Raw genomic sequence first — 25,031 nt, 5'->3', positions numbered from 1 at the left:
CTGTTTTGGTGTACCGCCGTTTTGGCGCGCCTGCACGAGGACGGTATCCGTTTCAGTTACTTTATGGCCCGGCGGCAGATCGGGGGCACCACCTTCTGCCGCCTAAGAAAATTAATGCGAAAAGGAGAATGACTATGTACACAGCATTAACAATCGCGGGAAGTGATTCCAGCGGAGGCGCCGGCATCCAGGCAGATTTAAAGACCATGACAGCCCATGGGGTTTACGGCATGAGCGCAATCACGGCCCTTACTGCACAGAACACAACCGGCGTAACAGGAATAATGGAAGTAACACCTGAATTTCTGGGTGAGCAGCTGGATGATATTTTTACGGATATCTTCCCGGATGCAGTAAAAATCGGAATGGTTTCCTCGGCAGGACTGATTGAGATGATTGCAGGAAAGCTGGCCTTCTATCATGCGTCCCATATTGTGGTGGATCCGGTCATGGCAGCCACCAGCGGTTCCAGGCTCATTGACGGGGAAGCGGTTGCTGTCCTTAAGGACAGGCTGATTCCTATGGCGGACCTTCTGACCCCCAATGTGCCGGAGGCGGAAATCCTGTCAGGGATGAAGATAAACTCCCCCGAAGATATGGAACAGGCGGCCCGCCTCATTGGGGACAGGTGCGGATGCGCCGTGCTGTGCAAGGGAGGCCATCAGCAGAACGATGCCAATGACCTGCTGTACATGGACGGGCAGGCTAAGTGGTTTTACGGAAAGCGGATCAACAATCCCAACACCCATGGAACCGGATGCACCCTTTCCAGCGCCATTGCCTCCAACCTGGCAAAGGGGATGCCCATGGACCTGGCCGTGGAACGGGCCAAGGCATACCTGTCCGGCGCCCTGGCTGCGATGCTTGACCTGGGAAAGGGAAGCGGTCCCATGAACCATGCATTTGCCATCCGTGGCGAATATTAAGGAGGCGGGGATATGAGCGGAAAAAAGACTTCTGTATTCAGCAACGGCTTAATCTGGTTCGGGGCCGGGGTGTCCATTGCGGAGATACTGACAGGTACATATCTTGCGCCCCTGGGATTTGGCAGGGGGCTGGCAGCCATCATACTGGGCCATATGATTGGCTGCGCCCTTTTGTTCCTGGCGGGCCTTATTGGCGGGTATACGGGAAAGAGCGCCATGGAAACCGTGAAGATGAGTTTTGGGGAGCGGGGGAGCCTTCTGTTTGTGCTGCTTAATGTGCTTCAGCTGGTGGGATGGACCTCCATCATGATATACGACGGCGCCCTGGCGGCAGGAGGCATCTATGGGGCGGGCCGTTGGGTCTGGTGCCTGGTCATTGGCGGCCTGATCCTCATATGGATATTGATTGGAATCCAGAACCTGGGGAAAATCAACGTAATAGCCATGGGGGCGCTTTTCATCCTCACCCTTATCCTGTGCCGTGTCATATTCGCAGGCCATGGCGCGGCGGTTGGCATATCAGACGGGACCATGAGCTTCGGGGCCGCTGTGGAGCTGTCCGTGGCAATGCCCCTGTCCTGGTTCCCTTTGATCAGCGATTATACCAGGGAGGCTGAAAAGCCCTTTGCCGCCACGGCGGCCAGCGCGGCGGTGTATGGCATCGTAAGCATTTTCATGTACGTGATCGGTATGGGGGCGGCCATCCATACAGGGGAGTATGATATTTCCGTCATCCTGGTAAAGGCGGGACTGGGCCTTACCGGACTTCTGATCGTGGTGCTGTCCACGGTTACCACCACATTCCTGGACGCATATTCAGCCGGGGTATCCAGTGTATCCATCTCTTCCGCCATAAAGGAAAAATGGGCGGCAGTGGCAGTGACGGTGGTGGGTACCGCGGCGGCCGTCACATTTCCCATGGACAATATCACGGGCTTCCTCTATCTGATAGGATCCGTGTTCGCGCCCATGATTGCCATCCAGATAACCGACTATTTCCTGCTTGGCAAGGACTGCAGCAGGGATGCCTATTGCGTCAGGAACCTGCTTATATGGCTGGCCGGATTCATCCTCTACCGGCTTTTGATGCAGGTGGATACACCGGTGGGGAACACATTGCCGGACATGGCGGCCACCATGGCGCTCACCTATGTGTGCCACAAGGTATCCTCAAAGGATACGGGAACGGTAAATGTGATGAAAATGTGATAATTCTATAAAGTCCTTTACGTGGACAAGGTTTGGATGTTACAATATGCTCTGGCAGTTCATGCTTAATACCAGGAACCTTCCACTGCAGGGCGTGTTGGAAAACAGGCCCGGGATGTGCCGGGACATGCGGCTTATGGCGGTGATATACGGTTCCAGATGAAAGAGGAGCAGTTATGATGAAAAAATGGATGTGCGTATGTGTGACAGCCATGCTGGCGGTTTCCATGCTGGCCGGATGCGGCGGCAGGTCAGGCAGCAGTGATGCGGTGGCCCAGACCACAAAAGCGGAGAAGGAAAGCCGGACAGAGGCAGATACGAAGGAGCAAACAAAGACGGATACGAAGACGGAAACAAAGGAACAGGCGGGCAGTGAAGAGACCACAGGCACAGAAGGACAGGCAGGGGACAGCTGGATCTCACCTGAAGACCTGGAGGCAGCGGCCGGAGAGCATCATGTGAAGATCACGGTCAGGGATTATGGGACCATATCCGTAACACTGGACGGGGACAAGGCGCCGATTACAGTGGCGAATTACCTGAAGCTGGCCAAGGAAGGCTTTTATGACGGCCTTACCTTCCACCGCATCATTGACGGTTTCATGATTCAGGGCGGCGATCCCCTGGGAAACGGATTAGGCGGATCCGATGAGGAAATCAAGGGGGAGTTTGCCAGCAACGGCGTGGAGAACTCCTTATCCCACACAAGGGGAGCCATATCCATGGCCCGCTCGCAGATAAAGGACAGCGCCAGTTCCCAGTTCTTTATTGTACATGAGGACAGCACGTTCCTGGACGGGGAATACGCATGCTTCGGTTATGTGACAGAGGGCATGGAGGTAGTGGATGCAATCTGCGGGGACACCAAGGTAGAGGATAACAACGGTACCGTGGCAAGGGAAAACCAGCCGGTTATTGAGAGTGTTGAAGTGATTGATTAAGAGGACAAAAGACGGGGATGGATTCCTGCTTTGATGCAGGACGCCATCCCCGCCTTACTTTCCTCTTAGGTAAATCCTAACCTATCATTAATTAATTCTTACATTTTCCATTAACCGGTTGAAATTATGCTAAAAGGTTGTTATGTTAAGAAGGCAGAATGCTCCAATGGGGTAATTCTGGAAAAAGAAGTAAGATTGGGGTTTGATTTATGCAGAAATCAGAAAAAGGAAGAACCATTGGCAGGATGTTCGTGACGGCTTTGGCAGCAGCGGCCCTTGCAGCTGCATTTGCAGTGACATCCCTTGCAGACCAGGATGCTGATACATCCAGATTCGTGCCCGGCACCAGGGTAAACGGCGTGGGAATCGGCGGTCTTACAACAGATGAGGCAAAAACCAGGATAGAAGGTTTTTATGATGGCGAATATACATTAACCATCCGCAGACGCGGGGGTTCAGAGGAAACAATCAAGGGTACGGACATCGGGTACAAGGTAACGGTTCCCGAAGGGCTTCAGGCCATCCTGGATGCCCAGAATGCATCGGGCCGCAATTCGGGTCCGTCCACGGACAACTCCCATACCATGGACATGACGGCGGCCTATGACGCGGAGGCCCTGACGGCAAGGATAAAGGCGTTATCCCTTATAAGCGGTTCCGGTATCACGGTGACAATGGATGCCCGCATCTCTGCGTATGAGGAAGGGAAGCCCTTTACCATCATCCCTTCGGTGCAGGGTAATAATGTGGATGAGGCTAAGACCATAAGCGTGATTGAGGCAGCGGTAAAGGCGGGACAGGCATCCGTGGACGTGGACCAGGCCGGATGCTATTACCAGGTCAATGTGCGGGAAGACAGCGGGGAGCTGAAAGCCTTGTGCGACACCATGAACCGGTACAGGAACGCAACCATCAATTATGTGTTCGGGGATGTGAAGGAACCTCTTACAGGAGAGACTATCTGCAGCTGGATTACAGGAAGCCAGGGAACCACGGCAATCCTGGACCAGGAGAAGGTGGTGGCATTTGTTGCCGGCCTGGCAGGAAAGTACGATACGGCAGGGACCGCCAGGACATTCCATACAGCGGGAGGCCGGGATGTGGAAATCACCGGACCTTACGGATGGAAGCTGGATGTGGCGGGGGAGAGCGCTGCCCTGATCCAGCTGATTCAGGCAGGACTTGCAGAGGGGGAGCAGGACAGGGAACCGGTATATGCCGCCTCGGCCGCCAGCCGCACAGCGCCTGACTGGGGGACCACATATGTGGAAATCGACTTGACCGGGCAGCATGTGTACATGTTCCAGGAAGGGAACCTGGTGTGGGAAGCGCCCTGTGTCACAGGGAACATTGCCAAGAATTACAACACGCCTGCGGGAATCTACAGCCTGACCTATAAGGAGATGGACCGGATACTCAGGGGAGCCAAGAAAGCGGACGGCACCTATGAATACGAGAGCCATGTGGATTACTGGATGCCCTTTAACGGAGGAATCGGCCTCCATGACGCCAACTGGAGAAGCAAGTTCGGAGGAGCCATCTACCAGACAAGCGGAAGCCACGGATGTATCAACCTGCCCCCGGCCAAGGCAAAGGAGCTTTACGGGCTGGTTTATAAGGGGATGCCGGTACTCTGTTACGAGTAGCGGCGGTCTTCTGGGATAATTGTTAAAAATGTATGCTCTGCCCATAAAATCCTGATTATTTTCTACTTGCAAAATAAATGCAAACAGGGTAAATTAATCAGATGAATTCATAGAAGCAGAGAGGATAAGATATGGCCAAGAGTGCGACAAAGGACATGACGGAAGGGTCGCCTGTAAAACTGATACTGGGGTTTTTCATCCCCATGCTGTTCGGACTTCTGTTCCAGCAGCTGTACAATATGGCTGACACCATTATCGTGGGAAAGTTCCTGGGGGTGAAGGCCCTGGCGGCAGTCGGCTCTACCGGTTCCATTAATTTCATGATCATCGGGTTCTGTCTGGGGGTATGCAGCGGGTTTGCCATTCCCGTGGCACAGAAGTTCGGGGAAAAGAACATGAAGGCGCTTAGGAAGTTCGTGGCAAACAGCGGATGGCTGGCAGCCATATTTGCAGTTGTCATGACGGTTGTTGTCTGCTTTTTCTGCCGTGACATCCTGGTCCTGATGCAGACGCCGGAGGATATCATCGAGGGGGCTTACAGCTACATATTCGTGATCTTCCTGGGAATCCCTGCAACGTATCTGTATAACCTGCTGTCCTGTACCATACGCTCCCTGGGGGACAGCACGACCCCGCTTATATTCCTTGTATTTTCATCGGTGGTGAACGTGGCTCTGGATCTGTTTACCATCCTGGTACTGGACATGGGCGTGGCGGGGGCCGGGTGGGCCACCATAACGGCCCAGGCCATATCAGGAATCCTGTGCCTTGTCTACATGCGCAGGAAGTTCACGATCCTTAAGATGGATGAGGAGGAGTGGAAGCCCGACCGCCATTATATGAAGATACTGTGCAACATGGGAATACCCATGGGACTCCAGTATTCCATCACGGCAATCGGAAGCGTGATCCTGCAGACCTCTGTTAATTCCCTTGGCTCCATGGCAGTGGCCTCGGTGACCGCGGGCAGTAAGATCAGCATGTTCTTCTGCTGTCCCTTTGACGCCCTGGGTTCCACCATGGCAACCTACGGAGGCCAGAACGTGGGGGCAAGGAAGCTGGACCGTATTGATAAAGGCCTGAAAGCAGGAACGCTCATAGGCTGTGTCTATGCAGTGGTGGCATTTGCAGTACTCTACTTCATGGGGGAGTGGGTTGCCCTGATGTTCGTGGATCCGGGCGAGACGGAGATACTCAGGAACACACAGTGGTTCCTGATTGCCAACAGCCTGTTCTTCATACCGCTTCTGGGGGTCAATGTGGTGCGCTTCATGATACAGGGCCTTGGGTATCCAAGGCTGGCAATCCTGGCAGGTGTATGTGAGATGGCGGCCCGTTCCTTTGTGGGCTTCTGCCTGGTACCTGTGTTTGGCTACCTGGCAGTCTGTATTGCCAATCCGGTGGCGTGGATTGCGGCGGACCTGTTCCTGATACCGGCATACCGGTATGTGATGAAGAGTCTGAATAAGATGTTTTACGGAAAGGCAAAGGCATAAGGAATCATCATTAGAAAAGCTGCGGCAACCAATGTCCGCAGCTTTTATATATTACCTTGATATGAATGTCATGGTTACAGTGGAATCGCAGACTCGGAACTGCGTTCCCATGGCAGGACCGGCTGGAGTTTAAATTCCACACGCAGGTCCTTCCTGTTGTATTGCTTACGGAAATTAGAGGTTATCCGCTTTAATACCATCTCACCCTTCTCGGCAGTGACCGTTGGAAGCAGGACAATGTACTGGCTGATGCTGTAACGCGTGTACACATCGCTGCACCGGAGGGAATTGCGTATGGCATAGTTGAGATGTTCCATGGCTTTGTTGAGTATGGCGAGCTTAGGCACATGTCCATCCAGGTCGCTGACCGTAAGAAGGCAAAGATAGATGGAATCACCTGTCCGTTCTATGGCCCTGCGTTCCAGCTGGAACAGGTCGTGGAATACCGGGTATTCACAGTAGAATGCCCCGCCTGAAGCCTCTTCCCGCAGCGTTTCCTGGATGGAATCCAGGTTGGTGTTGATGCCCTGTTCCTTGCTGCGGATGGTTTTATATAAATTCTTAAAATGATCCGATGGGGAGATGGAGAATTCATTGTAGAATAAATCCATGGTATGGTTGTATTCTTCAATGGCCTGGCTGGTGTGTCCGTCCTTGTACAGGGAGTATACCAGATAGTAATGGAATTCTTCATCAAACGGTTCGATTCCAACTGCGGCCTGGCAGATGGAGGTAATCTGTGAAAAGTCCTCCCGCTCCAGCAGCAGGTCCACTGTCTTATACACCAGCTTCTGATAAAGAGAGTGGTAATACGTGCTGATTGGGATGACCCAGGATTCATATTCTGATTTTGGAAGGAAATCACCTTTGTAAATGGACAGGCCCTCAAGGCAGAGCTTAAGGATGTCATCCCCGTTGTGGGGCTGGCTGATTGCCCGGGTACAGATGGACTCAAACTGGTCAATGTCCAGAACCGTAGGGTATTCCTGGGTCCAGGCATAGGAACCTCTCTGCTGTACCAGCAGCTTCTGGGGAGGAAGCCCCAGTGGTTCAAGGAGCTTACGGGAACGGAACATCAGTGTCTTTAATGCGCCGCCGGGATTGACTCCTGGGTCGTCTGACCATATGATATTTATCAGTTCATTGGGACTGATGTCCTTTTTTTGGAACACAACAAGATACTCTAAAAGGCACCAGGGCTTCTTAGACTGATTGCTGTTGTCGGTTATCTCTTTATCACCAACCTTTATTGAGAAACCGCCCAGGGTATTGACATGGATTGTGGGCTTTTCTTCTGAAGCTGATGTTATCATGGCGATTCTCCTTTGCATTACAGAGTACTACACTTTAGTATACTAATCAATAATGGAAATGTCCAGAAAAAAAATCAAAAAAAGTTTTAGGAAAAGGAAGTTTTGTAACCAAAATGTAACCGGCCACTGTTATACTGGTGACAGGATAAATGGGGCGTTTTCTAACATTTCATAGAAAAGTAGGTGAATATATGTCTGTTTCGCGAACAGGAGCACTGCAGGAGTCACACAAATATTATACCATAAGCATAGATAGTTTTGACGGACGCCTGTTGAGAGGACAGGTTTATCATGACAGCCTGGATCATGGACTGCGGTTTCGCAGCCTTTCTGAAATGGCATTAATATTAGAAAGCATGTTTGACAGACTGCACTATCCGATGAATAGTGTGGAGCAAAGGATTTTCCATAAAAGATCCCTGTCTGCTAAAAGCAGGGATATATCTGACGGGCCAGGGGAAAAAGAAGGACGGACAGAGGGAAGGCTGGGGCAATTCAGGCTTCACGTAAAGTACCGGTTCCACGCCACATGGCAGGGAGATATCAGGAATTTAAAAGATGGGAAGACATTTTCCTTTTTAAGCTTCCTGGAACTGATGGAGTATTTCAGCAGGACCCTTGGGGACAATGGCGGGGAGAACCCCTTTGGCCTTGGCAAGAAGATGTGTGAAGTGGTTGTACGCAATTATGAGGACTTTGTCATGAGCGGGGATGTCTCCCATCCGGCAGTGGAAAAGAGGATGGATTTCTGCAATGAGTTCGATTTGAGGGAAGAGATTGGATATATGCTTAACCCCCTGCCTGTTGGGGCAGAGGAAGAGAATCTGATCGTACCCAGGACCGTGACTGTCAATACAGGTAATTTTGGTCCTGCCACATTCGTGGTCCGCATACTCTTCAAGCGGAATTCCACCTGGCAGGGAACCATATGCTGGAAGGAAAAACGCTGTCAGGTAAGCTTCCGCAGCTTCCTGGAGATGCTTCTCCTGATGCAGGATGCAGTGATTTATAGCGAGGGATGGGAAGAGGAAGGACCGGAAGTGACGGCAGCGGTATAGGCGTGATACATGACATGGACAGAACTGGAAAGGACAGACAGGGATAGATGGAGCAGAACAAGGGCAGAAGCAGGGTACGCAGGATCATCATCCTCCTGCTGGCAGCAGTCATGCTGGTCAGCGGAGGCTTAAGCCTTCACAGCTACCTGGAGGATAAACGGGCACAGGAGGAGTACGAACGGCTGGCAGAACTTGCCAGGGAGACAACCGCACCCGTGGAGACGGAGGCGCCCGAAGCGCCGGAGGAGACAGAGCCTGAGACAGAACCATATGTTTCCCCCATTAATTTTGAGGATCTGATGGAGGAGAACCCGGATACCATAGGCTGGATAAAGGTACCGGATACCAATATTGATTACCCCATTGTCCAGGGAACGGACAATGATTTTTATCTGAACCATGATTTTTATGGGAAAGAGAGCGTGGGCGGGGCCATTTACCTGGATTTTGAAAGCCAGGGGGATTTTGTGGGCCGCAACAACATCCTGTACGGACATAACATGAAGAATGGAAGCATGTTCAAGGATGTGATTCATTATAAGGATGAGGAATATTTTAAGGAACACCAGTATTTCAGCATCTACACGCCGGACCGTGAGATCAGGCTTAAGGCGGTTGCCTGCTATTACGGCGAGGCACAGCCCATTGTGCGCAAGACACGGTTCAAGTCCCAGGAATCCTTTGATGCGTTTGTGCATGAGATGATTAAGCCCTGTTCCTTTGCAGAGGACGTTACATATCCGGCTAAGACGGTTTATACCCTGGTTACCTGCAGCTATGAGATTAATGATGCCAGGACCTTCCTGTTTGCAGTGGAGGTGGATGAGGACGGCAATGAAATCGGGCCGGACGCGCAGTTCCTCCAGAAGATGGATGATTTGATGAAGGAAAGGGCCCAGGCAGCTTCCGCGGCAGCACAAGGGAATGAAGGGCAGAAGAACTGATTTTCAGCAGCCACAAATCCAAATTGGTGGATTAGTGGCTGTTTTTACAAATATTTATACTGTTTTTACGCATAAAAAAGCATAAATAGGTATTGGAAATCAGGACGAGTTATGCTATACTTAGCACGTTAGGCACATTTATTTAAGAAAATAAAGTGTGCGAGGGATAATAGGGCAAGGTTAAACTGTTTAAGAGATTGTCGGTCATCAGATGACATTGGAGTCATACCTGTGTGGATGGGTGTGGCTTTTTTCTTAGACAGCCATACCGGCATAGTTTCAATCAAAGAGGAGAGATTATTATGAAAATGAATGCGAAGAAAGTATTAGGCATGGTTCTGGCAGGCGTCCTGGCAGCAGGTTCCCTGACCGCATGCGGCGGAAGCGGTACGGCAGATACCACTGCAGCAGCAACCCAGGCACAGGATGACAAAGCAGCAGCAACCCAGGCATCCGGTGAAAGTGACGCCGGGGCAGCAGAAGCATCCGGTGAGAAGAAGACCTTAAGGGTTGCCATGGAGTGCGCCTATGCGCCATATAACTGGACACAGCCCGATGACGCCAACGGCGCTGTACCCATTGCTGACAGCAATGAGTTCGCATACGGATACGACGTCATGATGGCAAAGAAGATTTGCGAGGAACTGGGATATGACCTGGAAATCGTCCGTCTGGATTGGGATTCCCTGATTCCGGCCGTCACGACAGGCAAGGTTGACTGTGTCATTGCCGGACAGTCCATCACCTCCGAGCGTCTTCAGGCAGTTGACTTTACCGAGCCATATTACTACGCAACCATCGTTACCCTGGTAAAGGAAGGCAGCAAGTACGCGGATGCAAAGAGCGTTGCCGATTTGGCTGGCGCTACCTGTACCTCCCAGCAGAGCACCATCTGGTACAATACATGCCTGCCTCAGATTGAGGGAGCCAATGTACTGGCAGCCACTGCAAGCGCACCTGACATGCTGATGTCCCTGAACGCTGATAAATGCGACCTGGTGGTGACAGACCAGCCCACAGGCAAGGGCGCGCTGGTTGCATACCCCAACTTCAGGATGCTTGAGTTTGGCGGCGGCGCAGATGATTTCCAGGTGACGGAAGAAGATATCAACATCGGTATTTCCTTAAAGAAGGGCAATACTGAGTTACAGGAAGCAATCAACAGCGTACTTACCAAGATGACAAAGGATGACTTCTCCAGTATGATGGATGAGGCAATCTCTGTACAGCCATTAGCTAATTAATCAACAAAGTACGAAGGGACAGTAAGGAGAAAGGATATGCCTACAGACTTTTTCGGCCGTGTAATGGTCGTATTCAATAAATATGGTATGTCAATGCTGCAGGGCGCCGGCGTCAGCATGAGGATTGCCCTGGTTGGTACATTGGTGGGCTGTATCATCGGTTTTGCCGTTGGTATCGTGCAGACCATACCCAGCGCAAAGGGAGACAATCCGGTTAAGAGGGTACTGCTTTGGATCATAAAGCTGATTCTCAACGCCTATGTGGAATTTTTCCGCGGAACGCCCATGATGGCCCAGGCCATGTTCATCTACTTCGGGCTTCTGCCTCTGTTAGGCATTGATATGTCCATGTGGGGAGCTGCTAATTTCATCCTCTCCATCAATACGGGCGCATATATGGCAGAGACGGTAAGGGGCGGGATCCTTTCCATTGACCCGGGCCAGACCGAGGGCGCCAAGTCCATCGGGATGACCCATGTGCAGACCATGATATATGTAATCCTGCCGCAGGCCCTGCGCAACATCATGCCCCAGATCGGCAATAACCTGATCATCAATATTAAGGACAGCTGCGTGCTTTCCGTCATCGGTGTCACGGAGCTGCTGTACAAGACAAAGGCTGCTGCAGGAGCTCTTTATATGAACTTTGAGACATATACCATTACCATGATCATGTACTTCATCATGACATTTACCTGCTCCAGGATCCTTCGCTGGTGGGAGAACCGGATGGACGGGGCGGACAACTTCGACCTGGCCACCACGGATACCCTGGCGTATACCAGCGGCATGTACCGTTTCCCGGATGATAAGGCCAAGAATAAGGAGGATGCGGGATGAAGGGTGATAATATCTTAGAAATCCGTCATTTGAGCAAGACCTTTGGCACCAACCTGGTTCTTAAGGATATTGATTTTTCAGTCAGCAGCGGGGATGTTACCTGTATCATCGGGGCATCCGGTTCCGGAAAGTCCACGCTTTTGCGGTGCCTGAACCTGCTGGAGACACCGACCACAGGGGAGATTGTCTACCACGGCACCAACATTGCGGACAAGAAGGTGAATGCGCCCCAGTACCGCTCCAAGGTGGGGATGGTATTCCAGAGCTTTAACCTGTTTAACAACATGACGGTACTTGAAAACTGTATGATAGGACAGACCAAGGTCCTGAAAAAGAATAAACCGGAAGCCCAGAAGAACGCCATGTACTATCTGGAAAAGGTGGGGATGGCGCCATATATCAATGCCAAGCCAAGACAGCTTTCCGGCGGGCAGAAGCAGAGGGTAGCCATTGCAAGGGCCCTTGCAATGGAGCCGGAGGTACTTCTCTTTGACGAGCCGACCTCGGCCCTGGATCCCCAGATGGTGGGAGAGGTCCTGGAGGTCATGCGCAAGCTGGCCGGAGAAGGACTGACCATGATTATCGTAACCCACGAGATGGCATTTGCCAGGGACGTATCCAGCCATGTGGTATTCATGGCCGGGGGAGTCATCGTGGAAGAAGGGGTACCGGAACAGATATTCGGAGCGCCTAAGGACAGGCAGACCCAGGAATTCCTCAGCCGCTTCATGCATGGCTGATATACGGTCTGACTCAATCATTAACTCAATCATTAAAAAATAAGGGGAAAAGTATCCAGGCCTGTTATTTAGGCCAGGGTGCTTTTCCCCTTAACGTATATGATAAGGTCTTGGGATACCATGATTCCATGCAGAAGCTCCTGGGTTTCCGCATTCCCATAGTATCCCTTTATTATCCCTTGCAGATGGGTGCATCCGGGATTCATCCCTCCACATCCCCTTCATCCTTTACCGCCATTGTTATATAGGGATAAAGGTCCTCATATGCCTCCTGCTCCGCCTCGTCCTGGGGCAAAGAGGGAATCAGGCCGGTGCAGTCCATGGTGGAACAGGCCTGGATGTCTATGTCAAAGGGATCTTTTTCCTGTGCTTTGTTTTCTGGTTCATTCATGGTATTACCTCCGCTTTGTGTTTAGGGATAGTTTGTGCAGCGGGAGTGATGTTATACTGGAAAATATATGATTGGCATGGAGTAAGGGGAAGATACAGGCAGCCGGTGTGAAGGGCTGCCTGTCCGCTGTTCCGGCCTGTCTGTCATGGCGCGTTTATCTGATCATGCATTTATCGAACCATTCATGAATCTGATCATGCTTTCAGGGCGGCTTCTATGAATCCCCTGAACAGCGGATGGGGCCGGTTGGGCCTGGATTTGAGTTCAGGGTGGGCCTGGGTGGCGATGAACCATGGATGGGATGGGATTTCAATCATTTCCACGATGCGTCCGTCCGGGGAAAGGCCGGACAGCTTCATGCCGTTCTGGGTAAGCAGGCCGCGGTAATCATTGTTTACCTCGTAACGGTGCCTGTGGCGTTCATGGATGGTTTCATCCTGGTAAAGTTCATATGCCCTGGAGGATCTGTCCAGAACACATGGGTAGGAACCAAGCCTTAAGGTGCCGCCGATGTCCTCGATGCCATCCTGTTCCGGCATCAGGTGGATGACCGGGTGGGTGGTGGAAGGATCCAGCTCAACGCTGTGGGCGTCCTTGAATCCGATTACATTGCGGGCAAACTCCACGATGGAAAGCTGCATGCCGAGGCAGAGTCCCAGGAATGGAATCCCATGTTCGCGGGCATACTGGATGGCGTATATCTTACCGTCAATGCCGCGGTCGCCGAATCCGCCGGGCACCAGGATTCCCTTTACATCCCCAAAGAGCCGGGGAGCATTTTCACCGGTGACCTGTTCTGAGTCCACCCATTTGATATTGACCTTGGCATGATTGGCAACTCCGCCGTGCTTCAAGGCCTCAACCACGGAAATATAAGCGTCGTGAAGCTGGATGTATTTGCCTACCAGGGCCACGGTTACTTCTGTTTCCGGGTGTTTCCATGCGTCAATCATATCCTTCCATTCGGTCAGGTCGGGTTCGGGACATGGCAGGTTCAGGCATTCGCAGGCTGACTGGGCAAGGTGTTCATTTTCCATGACAAGGGGAACTTCATAAAGCACGTCCACATCCAGATTCTGGAGAACGTGGTGGGGGGGAACGTTACAGAACAGGGCAATCTTGTCCTTGATGCCCTTGTCCAGAGGTTTTTCAGAGCGGCAGACAAGGATGTCGGGCTGGATGCCCATTCCCTGAAGGTCCTTGACGCTGGCCTGGGTGGGCTTCGTCTTAAGCTCCTCAGAAGCTTTCAGATAAGGAATCAGGGTCACATGGATGATGCAGGTGTTGCCGGGGCCTGCTTCATGCTGGAACTGGCGGATGGCTTCAAGGAAAGGCTGGCTTTCAATGTCGCCCACGGTTCCGCCCACCTCGATGATGGCGATTTCGGTTTCTGTCTCGGAATAGTTGCGGTGGAAACGGCTCTTGATTTCGTTGGTAATATGGGGGATTACCTGAACGGTGCCGCCGCCGAAGTCTCCGCGGCGCTCTTTGTGCAGAACGGTCCAGTAGACCTTTCCCGTGGTCACATTGGAATTCCTGGTAAGGCTTTCATCGATGAAGCGCTCGTAGTGGCCAAGGTCCAGGTCTGTTTCGGCGCCGTCATCTGTCACGAACACTTCTCCGTGCTGGACAGGGTTCATGGTGCCGGGGTCAATGTTGATGTAGGGGTCGAACTTCTGCATGGTTACCTTGTAGCCTCTGGCTTTCAAAAGCCGGCCCAGGGACGCTGCCGTAATGCCTTTTCCAAGGCCGGATACAACGCCGCCGGTAACAAATACGTACTTGACTGGCATGTGGGGATACCTCCTTTTTGGTTTGTGTGACGTCTGTGTTGATAGTATCAAAAAAATAACTGATACATTATACATCGGCATGTAAAATAAATCTAGGAGTTTTTGTAAAAATTTAAGAAAATTAATTGTTCTTTTCTTGATTTATGGGGAGACTGACACTATAATGGTAGAGAATGGGTTTTTGTTGGTAAATGATAGATAGGCCCATTCAGAGGGAGAATCTGTACAATATGGATAATAATAACAAACAAGATCCGAATATGAAGAGCAACTGGCAGACCATCACCATGCTGCTGATTGCTGCACTGCTTACATTTGGACTGGTGAGCTGGATGAACTCCTACCTGAATTCCAAAAAGCGCCAGGAGCTGTCCTACAATGAATTTGTCAAGATGGTGGACGGGGGCGAAGTGGAATCCATCAAGATAGGCGGCACCGAGATTACAGTCGTGCCAAAGAAGGATAATACGAAGTATTCCCAGGATCTGGATTACTATGTGGTGAAGGTGCCGGGGGATTATAAGTTCGTGGACCGTTTCCTGGATAATAATGTGGAGACACACCAGGAAAACAAGGACGCCAATACCCTTCTGCTGGTACTCCTCAATTATGCGGTCCCATTCCTGTTCCTGCTGTTCCTCATGAATTTCACCATGAAGCGCATGGGCGGCGGGGGAATCATGGGCGTGGGCAAGAGCAACGCCAAGATGTACGTGCAGAAGGAGACCGGCGTCACCTTCAAAGACGTGGCCGGGGAGGACGAGGCCAAGGAATCCCTGACCGAGATTGTGGATTTCCTGCACAATCCCGGCAAATATACCAAGATAGGCGCAAAGCTTCCAAAGGGCGCCCTGCTTGTGGGACCTCCGGGAACCGGTAAGACCCTGCTTGCAAAGGCAGTGGCAGGCGAGGCCCATGTGCCCTTCTACTCCCTGTCCGGTTCCGACTTTGTGGAAATGTTCGTGGGTGTGGGCGCCTCCCGTGTCCGTGACCTGTTTAAGAATGCAACGGAGAATGCGCCCTGTATCATTTTCATCGACGAGATTGATGCCATTGGACGCAGCCGTGACAGCCGTATGGGCGGCAATGATGAGCGTGAGCAGACACTGAACCAGCTTCTTTCCGAGATGGATGGTTTTGATTCCACCAAGGGACTTCTGGTACTGGGCGCAACCAACCGTCCGGAAATCCTGGACCCGGCCCTGCTCCGTCCCGGACGTTTTGACAGGCGTGTCATAGTGGATAAGCCTGACCTCAATGGACGTATCAACATCCTCAAGGTACATTCCAAGGATGTGCTTCTGGATGAGAGCGTGGACTTTAAGGATATTGCCCTGGCTACCTCGGGCGCCGTGGGCGCCGACCTGGCCAACATGATGAATGAGGCAGCCATCAATGCGGTTAAGCATGGACGCAGCGCCGTGTCCCAGAAGGACCTGTTCGAGGCAGTGGAGGTTGTGCTGGTAGGTAAGGAGAAGAAGGACAGGATCATGAGCAAGGAGGAACGCCGCATCGTATCTTACCATGAGGTGGGCCACGCCCTTGTAAGCGCCCTTCAGAAGCACTCGGAGCCGGTACAGAAGATTACCATCGTGCCAAGGACCATGGGCGCTTTGGGCTATGTGATGAACGTGCCCGAGGAGGAGAAGTACCTGAATACTAAGAAGGAACTCCAGGCAAGGCTGGTGGAGCTGATGGCCGGACGGGCGGCAGAGGAGATTGTGTTTGAGACAGTCACCACTGGAGCGGCCAATGATATCCAGCAGGCCACCAATCTGGCAAGGGCCATGGTAACCCAGTACGGCATGTCTGAGAAGTTCGGCCTCATGGGGCTGGAATCACAGGAGAACCAGTACCTGACCGGGCGCAATGTATTAAACTGCGGTGATGCCACGGCGGCGGAGATTGACAAGGAAGTCATGAAGATACTTAAGGATTCCTATAACGAGGCAATCAGCCTGCTGAGCGATAATAAGGATGCCATGGACCAGATTGCGGCATTCCTCATTGAGAAGGAAACCATTACAGGTAAGGAATTCATGCAGATTTTCCGCAAGGTAAAGGGAATACCGGAGCCGGAGGAGAAGGCGGAAGACAAGGCTGGGGATAAGCCGGAGGATAGGTCTAAAGGAGAGTCAGGAAATCGTGCTGGGGAAATGCCAGAGGATGAAGATACAGGCCGTGAGTACAGGGCGCAGGAACAGGCGCCTGTAGGCGGGAATGGGGCCGGGCAGAATCCGGTTGAAGGCAGCCAGGATACAGCCGGACAGGATGCAGGGAATTTCCCGGCTGACGGTCCTTCTGCTGACCATACCCCTGGAGACAGTACATCCGGCAGGTATCCTGCTTCTGACGATACCCAGGAAAACCGCTGGAATCATCCCGGAGATGGATACAGGAGCTGATATTTCCCGCCGGGCATTAGGATTGGTGTATTGATTGGGATAAGGATAGGTTACAGGATTGATATGAATGATATGCTTCCCCCGGACATTGCGGATGTCCGGGGGATTTTTGGTTTAGTTATGGATGCGGGTGTGGGTGCAGGTGTGGATGCGGGTATGGATGCGGGTGTGGATGCAGGTATGGATACAGGTGTGGGTGCAGATCTGGAGGTATTATTTCTTCCTAATGAATCCGGCGCCTATCTCTGCTATAATAGGATGGAGGAACTGCATGCTGCAGTATCAAATGAACAGTATCCGGAGGAACGGGTTATGGGACATATGTCATTCCGCTTAAAGCTTACGCTGGTATTTATCGTGACGGTCATGATTGAGGGCGCCCTCATTGGAGGATTTTCCTATTTCCACAGCAGGGATATCGTGGTGAAGAACAAGAAACAGGAGATGTCGGATACCATTAACCGCATTGATATCAACATCAATGTGAAGGTGCGCTATATCATGGAGGTGCTGGATAACGCGGCGGACAGCGAACTGGTGCGGGGCGCATGCCTGACGGGATGGGACCAGGGGGAGAGGAGCATCCGCAGGACCTACCTGGACGACTATTGCTCCAGCCTCATTAAATCCATTGGCGAGCAGATGGACATTTCCATTATCAGCCAGTCCGGGATTTTATATACCACGGGGGAAAACGGCCGGGTAAGTCCAGGGGACCTGTCAGGGGAAATGCTGGCCGAATATTATGACGCGGTAGGGGACAGGCACAATAAGGCCGTGTGGGCGGGAATCATGCCTGCCCTGATTGCAGGTCCGGAGCAGGAACGCCAGGTGGTGACGGTCGCCAGGGCCATTATGGATGAACGCCAGGACCGGGTGCTGGGTATCATGGTCATTGAGCTGGATCCGGATATGTTCAGCAACCTGCTGCTGGGCAACCAGGGGCTGTTCCAGTACCAGTATCTTTTTATCGTGGACCAGAAGGGGGAGGTCATATGTAGCAACCCCAAGGTGGACAAGGGATGGCAGGAGGAGATTGACGACAGGTTTGAGCGGGGGATCCGCCGCTTTGACCTGGAGTGGAGGGGGAAGGAATATTATGTCTGCGGCCAGTACAACGGGGTCACTGGCTGGAAGTCCTATTCCGCAATCCCGGCAGAAGGCCTGTTCCCCCAGGCCAAGGATTTAAGCAGCGCAATCTGGCTGGTGGTGATGATGTGCACCATTGGGATTGCCCTGGTGATTGCGGTGCTGGTCTATGCCATGGCAAGGCCCATCAAACGCCTTTGCGTGGCCATGAGCCAGGTGCAGGAAGGGGATTTCACGGTGCGTGTGCCAAACAGGAGGAAGGATGAGATTGGGGAACTGACAGATTCCTTTAACTACATGGTGGACAAGATCAATACCCTGATCCGCCAGGTCTACCAGGAGAAGATTGCGCAGAAGAATGCGGAGGTACAGGCGCTGCAGGCGCAGATCAACCCGCATTTCCTGTACAATACCCTGGATTCAGTGAACTGGATGCTCATTGACAGGGAGGAGTATGATATCAGCGACATCATCATTTCCCTGGGCAGCCTGATGCGCTACTGCATCGAGGACGAGAACGCCTTTGTGCCTCTGGACAGGGAAGTGGAATATGTGATAAGCTATTTGAAAATACAGAAAAACCGCCTGGAGGACAAGCTGGAGTACCAGGTGCAGGTGGATGACAGGCTGCGCCAGGAGAAGGTACCTAAGCTGATACTGCAGCCCATGGTGGAAAATGCAATCACCCACGGCATAGAGCCGCGCAAGCAGAAGGGAAAGGTAAGCATCCTCATAAGGGATGCGGGGGACGAGATACTGGTTACAGTGGAGGACGACGGGATAGGGATGACGCCGGAACAGCTGAACCACCTGAAGGAGGAACTGCCGGACCTGGAGAAGGAAGGACACACCGGAATCGGACTCCGCAATGTGGACAGGCGCATCCGGCTTCACTATGGGGAGCAGTACCGCATCCGGATTGAAAGTGTGTATGGAAAAGGGACGTCCATACATCTGAGGATACCAAAAGAAAACTCGGGACAGATATCAGGCTAGATATCAGACTAGACGTCGGGATAGACATCAGGACAGATATCAGGCCGGACATCGGGACAGATATCAGGTTGGACATCAGGCCGGGCAGGGAAAGGACCAGTCCTGGCCGGATAAGCCGTGTATTGGGAGAGGGGAGGAACATTGAAACGTGAAATTGATGATTGTGGATGATGAGCCGAAGATTAGGAACGGCCTTTTGAAACTCCTGGGGGCCAGGGATGGATGGCAGGTTACCGGAGTATTTGAGGACGCCCTTTCGGCCCTGACCGCACTCTATGACAATGAGGCGGATGTGATTGTGACGGACATCAAGATGCCGGAGGTGTCCGGCCTGGAACTGATCCGGCAGATAAGGGAGAGGAACCAGGACATACATATCGTGATCCTGAGCGGACACAGTAATTTTGCTTATGCCCAGAAAGCCATTGAACTGGGAGTGACCAGGTATCTGCTGAAACCCACCAATCCAAGGGAACTGGTTGCGGTGCTGGAGGGCATCGAGAAGGAGCTGAAGCAGGGCGCAGGGGATGCGCCGGATAAGAAGCAGCCGCCTCAGGAGGGGGAAGCCGGATCCGGGGCAGACGGGGACGGCGTGGGAAACCTGTTGGTGCAAAAGGCCATCCAGTATGTGGAGGTACACTACGGAGGGAGGATAACGCTGAAGGACATGTCGGAAGAACTGCACCTTTCCCCTAATTATCTGTGCGAGCTTTTTAAACGCCATACGGGTAAGAACCTGATGGAGTATGTAACTGAGTACAGGATGATGAAGGCCAGGAACTATCTGAACCATGTGGAGTATAAAGTATCGGATGTGGCTGAGATGGTGGGGTACAAGGAGGCCAAGTATTTCAGCAGCACTTTTAAGAAAATGTATGGGATGACACCCCTGGAATACCGTAATAAGAGATAAAAGGATTTTGCGGAATCATGAAAAAGGCTGGAAATATGACGAAAAATCATATCCAGTCTTTATTTTATTGGACAATACCAACAAATTCCGTAATATTTTGGAGTAAATAGTAATCTCACAGAATTGTGGGACACATAGGCCGCTGATATACTATTGCTATAAGAAATTCGTACACGTAAGACCGTTGACAGACAAGTAAAAAGGAGGACTGTAATTATGAAGAAAAGATTAGGCGCGTTATTATTGGCAGCATCCATGGTGATAAGTACGGCGGCACTGGGCGGCTGCAGTTCCGGCAAACCAGCTGAGACAAAGGCAGCCACTGAGGCGGCGGCGCCTGCGGGGGATGGCAAGGAAGCTGATACCAAGGCGGCTGAGGCAGCTGCGCCCGCAGCAGACGGCAAAAGCGCGGCGGATTATAAGATTGTACTGATCCTTCCGGGACCAATCAATGACCAGAGCTGGAACGCAACCAACTATGCGGGCCTGGTTGCATGTAATGAGACACTGGGCACCAAGATGGAATACGTTGAGAATGTACAGGCGTCTGACTATGAATCCACATTCCGGGAATATGCGGAACGGGGATATGACCTGATCATGGCGGCCGGTTCCCAGTTTGACGAGGCAGTTGCGGCCGTGGCCCCCAACTACCCGGACACCACCTTCTGCGCCGTGAATGGTTCCAAGTGCGACGGCGACAATGTGGCCCCTATTTTCCCGAAGGAATATGAAGCCAGCTATGTGGCATCCATTATCGCGGGATACGTGACAGAGAACGGAAACTTCGCAACCATCGGCGGCTTCCCCAATGAGCCGATGGAGCATCTGATGGATGTATATGAGAAAAACGCGGTTAAAATCGCAGAGGAGAGAGGCATCTCCGGCGCAAAGGCAACAAGGGCTTACGCCAATACATGGGATGATGTGGCCCTGGGCAAACAGATGGCTGAGCAGATGATTGACAACGGCGCGGATACACTGTTTGTATATGCCAACGAAGTGGGACTGGGATGTATTGAGGCAGCCAAGGCAAAGGGAGCCAAGTTCATCGGCTTTTCCAGCGACCAGACCACCATTGACCCAAACACGGTGGTGGCTTCCGTAAACTTTGATTTCAAGAACTTCTATGTATGGGCAATCGGGCAGTACATGGAAGGAAAGCTTTCAGGCAACATGGTCCATGAGGCCGGCATCAATGAGGATATCTTCGTACCTGTATACACGGACAACATCACCGATGAGGTGAAGGCTGCGGTTGACCAGGGACTGAAGGATTTCAAGGATGGGAAAGTAGATCTGCAGGCAATGTTTGAAAAATAATATGGTAGATATGAAAGGGCTGCTGCAGGAATGGTTTTGGATGCAGCAGCCTTTTGGGTGTGGTTTTATATCAGCAATGTTTTATACCAGCGCGGTTTTACAGCGGTGCGGTTTTATAGCGGTGCGGCAGCTGCCGCGGGCCGCGCACCAATGGATTAAAGGAGGATGACGCTTGTGGATACACCGTTTTTTGAGTTGAGGAATGTATCAAAATATTTCGCCAGGGTAGTGGCCAACAAAGACATTTCCTTCTCCATACAAAGGGGGGAGGTTCTGGCCCTGTTAGGGGAAAACGGGGCGGGGAAGAGCACGGTCATGAAGATTCTGTACGGCCTTTATAAGGCGGATGAAGGGCAGATATTCATGGATGGAAAGGAACAGAAGATAGGCTCCCCAAAGGACGCCATGGCCCTGGGTATTTCCATGATCCAGCAGCATTTTTCCCTGGTAAATGCACATACGGTGACGGAAAACATCATACTGGGCAATGTACACGGCGTCATTGATTACGACCGATGCAGGAAAGAGGTGGAGGAGCTGGCAGGGCAGTATGGCTTTGATATCCCTGTGGATGCAAAGATTGCGGACCTGGCGGTCGGCGTACAGCAGAAGGTGGAGATATTAAAGGCCCTTTATCTGAAGACCAGCCTTCTTATCATGGATGAGCCTACGGCTGTCCTCACCCCCCAGGAATCGGAAACCCTGATGCAGTTTGTAAAGGAATACACGGCAAAGGGTAATTCCGTGATTTTCATAACCCACAAGATGAAGGAAGTCATGGAAGTGGCGGACCGGATCATTGTCATGAGGAATGGAAGGCTTACAGGGAACCTGACGGCTAAGGAAACCAATGAGGTGGAACTGGCAAGGCTTATGATGGGCAAGGAGATGGTGGTTGCAAAGCGGGAAGAGGAAGAGGACGGCAACAGAAAAAATGTATGCCTGGAGCTTAGGAACGTGACCGTGAAGCAGAAGGGCGCCATGCCGGTGCTGGATAACCTTTCCTTCCAGATCATGGAGGGGGAAATCTTTGGTGTGGCCGGGGTCAGCGGCAATGGGCAGGAGGAACTGTGCGAGGTCATCTGCGGCGCCCTTCCCGTTACGGAAGGAAGCGTATTCCTTAAAGGAAAGGATATCACGGGCACCTCGGTCAGGGAACGGATCGGTCTTGGAATCGGCTATGTGCCTGTGGACCGGTACAGGGACGCCATGGTTGGGGAAATGACCCTGGCTGAGAATATGATGCTCAAGACAAGCTTTGACCGGACATGGACCAGACACGGCTTCCTCAACCGGAAAAAGCTGTATGACTATACCCGGAAAGCCATCGAGGATTTTGAAATCAAGGCCCCGGGGCCGGATGCCCAGATACGCGGGCTTTCAGGAGGCAACCAGCAGAAGGTGATCCTGGCAAGGGAAGTGGGCAATGCCGGGGAAATGCTGATCATGGACCAGCCCACCCGCGGCCTGGACCTGGGGGCCATCAACAATATACACACCAGCATACTGGAAGAGCGCAGGAAGGGCAAGGGCATTCTTCTGGTATCCACGGAACTGTCTGAGATTTTTGAACTGTGCGACCGGATTGCGGTTATATATAAGGGCGCGTTCATGGGAATCTACCGCCATGATGAACTGACAACGGAACGGATCGGGCTTCTCATGGCAGGCTACAAAGAAGAGGAGGGGACAATGCATGAATGGGAAAATACGTGATATGATTGTGACCAACGCGGTTGCCATACTTGCCGGCCTGCTGCTTTCCGGTCTGATGCTTCTTATGCTGCATATCAATCCGGTGGAGGTATTTACATACTCCGTCACCACCATGCTGACGGATAAATATACCACGGGGGAGGTTTTCTTAAAGGCAACGCCCCTTATATTCACTGCTCTGGCATTTGCATTTACCTTTAAGGCCAACCTGTTCAATATCGGCGCACAGGGCCAGTTCTATATGGGAGCCGTGGCTGCCATTGCGCTGTCCCTTAAACTGGACGGCAAGGTGCCGGCGCCGGTGCTTCTGGTGGTTGTCTGTCTTGCGACGGCAGTGGCAGGCGGCCTGATTGGTGCTTTAATCGGGTTCCTGAAAGCCCATTACAAGGCAAATGAATTCCTTGTAAGCATGATGTCAACCTATGTTGCGCTGAATGTGATGAACTATCTGCTGCGTACCTTCCTAAAGGAGTCCAAGGGGGAATATCCCCAGACGGACGCCATCACAAGGGCGGCGTGGCTGCCGACCATTGTAAAGGGAACCAGGCTCCATGCGGGGTTTGTGCTGGCTGTGCTGGTGGCAATCGGCATCTGGATCCTTCTGTACAAGACGCCTCTTGGATACCGCATCCGCGCGGTTGGAAGCAATGATTCCGCTGCCAGGATGTCCGGCATCAACTCTAAGAAGGTATTTGTGACCGCTTTCTTCATCAGCGGCGCCCTGGCCGGAATGGCTGGATTCACAGAGGTAAACGGCGTGCAGCACATGCTGATCCAGGATTTTAACAGCGGGGTTGGTTCCGCAGGGCTGGGCATCGCCATACTGGCCAATGCCAATCCAATCGGCATCATTTTTGCATCCATCCTCTTTGGCGCCCTTGGTGTCATGGGCAACCTGATGGGCCGTATGCCGGGGGTAAACGTACCATCCAGCATCGTGGATCTGATGCAGGGGTTCGTCATGCTGTTTGTCATTGTCTCCTATTTCTTCCGGCATTATCTGGAGAACCGGAGAGAAAAACTGAAACTGCAGAAGGGAGCGTAAGGCTATGGTTGTAAGTTTATTGAAACGTGCGTTGATGATGAGTACACCTCTGCTTTTCGGCTCCATCGCAGAGGTGGTTGCGGAGCGTTCCGGCATGATGGTAACTGCCATTGAGGGCATTTTCCTCATGGGTGCCTGGGGCGGATTCGTGGGAACCTATATTACGGGCAATGCCTTTATCGGCATCCTGTGCGCCATCCTGGCAGGTGTGGCTGCGGCCGCTGTTTATGGGGTGGTGTGTATCTATCTGAAGCAGCACCAGGTGGTTACGGGAACTGCCATCAATGTGCTGGCAGCCGGTATCTGCACGTACCTTCAGAGGGTGTTCTTCGGTGTCCCCACCACGCCCCTGAAGATCAGTCCCTTGCCCGAGATTGCCATTCCGGTGCTCAGCAGGATCCCGGTGCTTGGGCCGGTGCTGTTCCAGCAGAATATACTGACCTATATTGTGTACCTGATTATTCCGGTGTCTTATTTTGTATTGTTTAAGACATCCGTGGGACTGACCATCCGCTCCACGGGGGAGAACCCGGAGGCCGTGGACGTGGCTGGTATCAATGTGAATACGGTGCGTTTCCTCACCGTGCTGCTGGCAGGCGTTATGGGCGGCGTGGCAGGCTCATTTTATTCGGTTGGGTATCTGGGGATGTTCACCACCAACATGATCGGCGGGCGCGGATGGATTGCATTTGCCATCTGTTTCCTTGGGAACTGGAATCCAAAGGGGGCTGTGATCGGCACGGTGGTGTTCGGACTGGCGGAGGCTGTGGCTATCTATATGCAGTCCATGGGCGGAGGCGGATACTTCCCCAATGAGCTGTTCATTGCACTGCCTTATATATTGACGATTGTGCTGACGGTTTCAAGGAAGAGTTTCAATGTGCCGGCGAAGCTGGGGGTTAGTTATAGTAAGGAGAATTGAGTGGTTGCGGGAGGTACGTCCGCGAAGCCGGGCGGGACTCGTCCTGCGCGGGTTTGGGCGGGTTCCTTAGGGCGGCTGTGG

Annotated in this window: 20 protein-coding genes; 17 read left to right on the top strand and 3 right to left on the bottom strand. The window is 52.3% G+C overall.

Features of this window, described 5'->3' with window-relative positions:
* Positions 1-134 precede the first annotated feature (134 nt).
* The 5 genes from thiD to LK536_RS43470 all read left to right on the top strand — a co-directional run bounded on the left by thiD (position 135) and on the right by LK536_RS43470 (position 6,218).
* A complete protein-coding gene (thiD, locus tag LK536_RS43490) occupies positions 135-926 on the top strand; it encodes a bifunctional hydroxymethylpyrimidine kinase/phosphomethylpyrimidine kinase (RefSeq protein ID WP_227796111.1) in 792 nt (263 codons plus the stop codon).
* A gap of 12 nt (positions 927-938) precedes the next feature.
* Positions 939-2,135 (top strand): putative hydroxymethylpyrimidine transporter CytX, encoded by a 1,197-nt coding sequence (gene cytX, locus LK536_RS43485; RefSeq protein ID WP_227796112.1) that lies wholly within the window; start codon positions 939-941, stop codon positions 2,133-2,135.
* Positions 2,136-2,311: 176 nt separating this feature from the next.
* Positions 2,312-3,076, top strand: a complete 765-nt coding sequence (locus LK536_RS43480) for a peptidylprolyl isomerase (protein WP_331472183.1) — start codon at positions 2,312-2,314, stop codon at positions 3,074-3,076.
* A gap of 209 nt (positions 3,077-3,285) precedes the next feature.
* Positions 3,286-4,722, top strand: coding sequence for a L,D-transpeptidase family protein (locus LK536_RS43475; protein ID WP_227796113.1), 1,437 nt, complete (start codon positions 3,286-3,288; stop codon positions 4,720-4,722).
* 131 nt (positions 4,723-4,853) lie between these two features.
* Complete coding sequence (locus LK536_RS43470; protein ID WP_008718393.1) at positions 4,854-6,218, top strand: MATE family efflux transporter; 1,365 nt, start codon at positions 4,854-4,856, stop codon at positions 6,216-6,218.
* 74 nt (positions 6,219-6,292) lie between these two features.
* Here the strand turns inward: LK536_RS43470 and LK536_RS43465 are convergent, their stop codons facing one another.
* On the bottom strand, positions 6,293-7,531 hold the full coding sequence (locus LK536_RS43465; protein ID WP_008718391.1) for an AfsR/SARP family transcriptional regulator: 1,239 nt from the start codon (positions 7,529-7,531) through the stop codon (positions 6,293-6,295).
* Between the two features lie 335 nt (positions 7,532-7,866).
* Here LK536_RS43465 and LK536_RS43460 point away from each other — a divergent pair, with 335 nt between their 5' ends.
* From LK536_RS43460 to LK536_RS43440, 5 genes are all read left to right on the top strand, one after another.
* Positions 7,867-8,589 carry a hypothetical protein gene (locus tag LK536_RS43460; protein WP_349118498.1) on the top strand — a complete coding sequence of 241 codons (723 nt, stop codon included), beginning with the start codon at positions 7,867-7,869 and terminating at the stop codon, positions 8,587-8,589.
* Positions 8,590-8,636: 47 nt separating this feature from the next.
* A complete protein-coding gene (srtB, locus tag LK536_RS43455) occupies positions 8,637-9,533 on the top strand; it encodes a class B sortase (RefSeq protein WP_025486329.1) in 897 nt (298 codons plus the stop codon).
* Between the two features lie 302 nt (positions 9,534-9,835).
* Complete coding sequence (locus LK536_RS43450; protein WP_227796114.1) at positions 9,836-10,777, top strand: transporter substrate-binding domain-containing protein; 942 nt, start codon at positions 9,836-9,838, stop codon at positions 10,775-10,777.
* A 36-nt stretch (positions 10,778-10,813) separates the two neighbouring features.
* A complete protein-coding gene (locus LK536_RS43445) occupies positions 10,814-11,617 on the top strand; it encodes an amino acid ABC transporter permease (RefSeq protein WP_008718383.1) in 804 nt (267 codons plus the stop codon).
* On the top strand, positions 11,614-12,357 hold the full coding sequence (locus LK536_RS43440) for an amino acid ABC transporter ATP-binding protein (RefSeq protein ID WP_008718381.1): 744 nt from the start codon (positions 11,614-11,616) through the stop codon (positions 12,355-12,357). The genes LK536_RS43445 and LK536_RS43440 overlap by 4 nt, the downstream gene beginning before the upstream one ends.
* A 202-nt stretch (positions 12,358-12,559) precedes the next feature.
* Here LK536_RS43440 and LK536_RS43435 read toward each other — a convergent pair whose 3' ends face one another.
* Together LK536_RS43435 and pyrG are read right to left on the bottom strand one after the other, a co-directional pair.
* Positions 12,560-12,748, bottom strand: coding sequence for a hypothetical protein (locus LK536_RS43435; protein ID WP_227796115.1), 189 nt, complete (start codon positions 12,746-12,748; stop codon positions 12,560-12,562).
* Positions 12,749-12,942: 194 nt separating this feature from the next.
* Positions 12,943-14,541 carry a CTP synthase gene (gene pyrG, locus LK536_RS43430; RefSeq protein WP_025486334.1) on the bottom strand — a complete coding sequence of 533 codons (1,599 nt, stop codon included), beginning with the start codon at positions 14,539-14,541 and terminating at the stop codon, positions 12,943-12,945.
* Between the two features lie 260 nt (positions 14,542-14,801).
* Here pyrG and ftsH point away from each other — a divergent pair, with 260 nt between their 5' ends.
* From ftsH to LK536_RS43395, 7 genes are all read left to right on the top strand, one after another.
* Positions 14,802-16,946: an ATP-dependent zinc metalloprotease FtsH gene (ftsH, locus tag LK536_RS43425; protein WP_506092154.1), complete on the top strand. Its 2,145-nt coding sequence runs from the start codon at positions 14,802-14,804 to the stop codon at positions 16,944-16,946.
* Positions 16,947-16,976: 30 nt separating this feature from the next.
* Positions 16,977-19,031, top strand: a complete 2,055-nt coding sequence (locus tag LK536_RS43420) for a sensor histidine kinase (protein WP_227796116.1) — start codon at positions 16,977-16,979, stop codon at positions 19,029-19,031.
* 157 nt (positions 19,032-19,188) lie between these two features.
* Positions 19,189-19,944, top strand: a complete 756-nt coding sequence (locus LK536_RS43415; protein ID WP_235712163.1) for a response regulator transcription factor — start codon at positions 19,189-19,191, stop codon at positions 19,942-19,944.
* A gap of 216 nt (positions 19,945-20,160) precedes the next feature.
* Positions 20,161-21,267 (top strand): BMP family protein, encoded by a 1,107-nt coding sequence (locus tag LK536_RS43410; RefSeq protein ID WP_008718374.1) that lies wholly within the window; start codon positions 20,161-20,163, stop codon positions 21,265-21,267.
* Between the two features lie 174 nt (positions 21,268-21,441).
* Positions 21,442-22,983 (top strand): ABC transporter ATP-binding protein, encoded by a 1,542-nt coding sequence (locus LK536_RS43405; RefSeq protein WP_008718372.1) that lies wholly within the window; start codon positions 21,442-21,444, stop codon positions 22,981-22,983.
* Complete coding sequence (locus LK536_RS43400; protein ID WP_008718371.1) at positions 22,964-24,028, top strand: ABC transporter permease; 1,065 nt, start codon at positions 22,964-22,966, stop codon at positions 24,026-24,028. The genes LK536_RS43405 and LK536_RS43400 overlap by 20 nt, the downstream gene beginning before the upstream one ends.
* A 4-nt stretch (positions 24,029-24,032) precedes the next feature.
* On the top strand, positions 24,033-24,950 hold the full coding sequence (locus LK536_RS43395; protein WP_120056957.1) for an ABC transporter permease: 918 nt from the start codon (positions 24,033-24,035) through the stop codon (positions 24,948-24,950).
* The last annotated feature ends 81 nt before the right edge of the window (positions 24,951-25,031 follow it).

It is taken from the genome of Clostridium pacaense, assembly GCF_020709765.2.
Lineage (GTDB): Bacteria > Bacillota > Clostridia > Lachnospirales > Lachnospiraceae > Enterocloster > Enterocloster hominis.
This window is presented reverse-complemented; position numbering and strand designations above follow the sequence as displayed.